Source organism: Cryobacterium sp. 10I1, from assembly GCF_035019805.1.
Taxonomy (GTDB): domain Bacteria; phylum Actinomycetota; class Actinomycetes; order Actinomycetales; family Microbacteriaceae; genus Cryobacterium; species Cryobacterium glucosi.
In genome coordinates, this window is sequence record NZ_JASJVF010000648.1 from 1 (window position 1) to 275 (window position 275).

Annotated in this window: 1 pseudogene; it reads left to right on the plus strand. The window is 70.2% G+C overall.

Annotated features, from left to right (window positions below):
• Positions 1 to 67: 67 nt before the first annotated feature.
• Positions 68 to 275 (plus strand): annotated as a pseudogene (locus QN345_RS20165) (hypothetical protein); the annotation flags it as partial.

Consider the following 275-nt stretch of genomic DNA (forward strand, 5'->3'; position numbering starts at 1 on the left):
TCGCAGATCCAGAGCGCTTCGCCCTCACGAAGACCCACGTCCACACCTCGACCGTGGAGCACTGACCATGGCACCGAGCGTTGAGGGAATCCCCTCGAGCCCGGCCAGGGGCGGGGCGACGTCCGCGGTCCGGGCACTGGTCCCTGACGTGCCTGCACTGCAGGCTGCGCTCGCCGCGGAGGACTACCTCGCAGACGAAGGCCTCGCGACGGCCCTCTTCCTCGCGGTACGCCTGCCGCAGCCGATCCTGCTCGAGGGCGAACCGGGTGTCGGTA